Here is a 1,541-nt window from a genome sequence, read left to right as displayed (position 1 = left end):
TGTTGCCGAGCGCCACCCGGACCGCGTCCACGGACGGATGCGTGCCCGTTGCGCGCAGGCTATCGCGTGCCCGTTGCACGTCGCTTTTGTACGCCTCCGTCATCCAGCCTGACACCGTCCACGCGGACACGCAGGGACAGTCGTTGCCGGTGTCCGGCCTTTCGCATCTGCTGGGTATCCAGCTGATGCCGCGCATCCGCAACTGGCGCGGATACAAGTTCTTCCGCCCCGACGAGGACATTCGCTACGAACACATCGACGCGCTGTTCCGCGACACTGTCGACTGGGATCTGATTGAGACGCACTGGAAGGATCTGATGCAGGTCGTGCTCTCGATCAAGACCGGCAAGATCGCGGCCTCGACGTTGCTTCGCAAGCTGGGCAACTACAGCCGTAAGAATCGGCTGTACCAGGCCTTCAAGGCGCTCGGTTCGGCCGTGCGCACCCTGTTCCTGCTGCAGTACATCTCCAACCGCCAGCTGCGCGAGCAGATCACGGCCTCGACGAACAAGGTGGAAGCCTACAACGGCTTCGCGAAGTATTTCTTCTTCGGCGGGGAAGGAGTGATTGCAGACAACGACCCCGTGGAGCAAGAGAAAGCCGTCAAGTACAACGACCTGGTCTCCAATGCCGTCATCTTCTACAACGTGGTCGAACAGACTCGGATCTTGAAGTCACTGATGCGTCAGGGGTGGAAGATCACATGGGAGGACGTGGCCTTCCTCAGCCCGTACGTGACCAGCCATGTAAAGCGCTTCGGGGATTACCTCATTGACGTGGAGGCGATCCCGGAACCGTATGAGACTGAACTGGCGTTGGCGGTGTAGTTTTGTTGCCTCAAAAGATCCGCTAACTCACTGATACAATGGATGAAATGCGCTCATGTGAGCTATTTTTACACGTATATCGGCTGAACCCCTTGACGATCTCATCGGAGGTTGTCACGCCGGCAAGAAAATACGACGGCTCCAGGTGAACGGTGTGTGGGGCGTGCACATGCCGATGATGCGTCGGTTGATGTGCATGCGCATTGCCCGCATGCACGCTGAATTGTGCAGCACCTGCAATCGCGCCGCACACTGCGTTTCCTTGCTCGCAAGGCGTGACACGCGGGCGGCCGAGTTCGTCACTGACTAGGGAACCTCTGAACAACTCGTGGCGTTGCGAGCGAACTCGGGATTTCGCCTGATCGCGGCGGTCGCTCATGCTGGAAATCAATGGCTTGCGAGTGACGGAGACTGCCCTAGGTACTGATCGGAAGCTGGCGAAAGAGTTGTTCAGAGGTTCCCTAGCGCCCGTTGGCGAAACCTATGAGCGTGTGTCGCCACACTGCAGACTTTGCGAGGCCTGCAAATTCTGCCGCCGCTGAGGCGTTCGGTAGCGAAAGTCGGAAAATTTACCCTGCAATCGATAGTGGGCACACCCAAAGCTGCAGAAATTTCCGAAGCGTTAGGGAAGGTCTGAACAACGAGGCCTAAGAGGGCAGAATGTCCGCATCGTTCCGGAGAATCGCGTTTGGATCTTCGGAGTTTCGCCATTTC

Annotated in this window: 2 protein-coding genes and 1 pseudogene; 1 reads left to right on the top strand and 2 read right to left on the bottom strand. The window is 57.8% G+C overall.

Translation table 11 applies throughout. The annotated features are described in order from the left end of the window. On the bottom strand, positions 1–103 hold a 103-nt coding region (locus XdyCFBP7245_RS24960), incomplete at its 3' end, for a DNA-binding protein (RefSeq protein WP_170068766.1). Between XdyCFBP7245_RS24960 and XdyCFBP7245_RS23390 the strand changes: the two are divergent. Next, positions 96–827, top strand: a pseudogene (locus XdyCFBP7245_RS23390) (Tn3 family transposase); the annotation flags it as partial. The gene XdyCFBP7245_RS24960 and the pseudogene XdyCFBP7245_RS23390 overlap by 8 nt on opposite strands. 22 nt (positions 828–849) lie before the next feature. On the opposite strand, the gene XdyCFBP7245_RS24370 reads toward XdyCFBP7245_RS23390, so the two are convergent. Continuing rightward, positions 850–1,206, bottom strand: coding sequence for a hypothetical protein (locus XdyCFBP7245_RS24370; RefSeq protein ID WP_211287779.1), 357 nt, complete (start codon positions 1,204–1,206; stop codon positions 850–852). Between the last annotated feature and the right edge of the window lie 335 nt (positions 1,207–1,541).

Source organism: Xanthomonas dyei (assembly GCF_002939865.1).
GTDB lineage: Bacteria > Pseudomonadota > Gammaproteobacteria > Xanthomonadales > Xanthomonadaceae > Xanthomonas > Xanthomonas dyei.
This window is presented reverse-complemented; position numbering and strand designations above follow the sequence as displayed.

Coding starts and splice junctions, on each gene's coding strand:
- XdyCFBP7245_RS24370 (WP_211287779.1), bottom strand. CDS start 1,206: ATGAGCGACCGCCGCGATCAGGCGAAATCCCGAGTTCGCTCGCAACGC.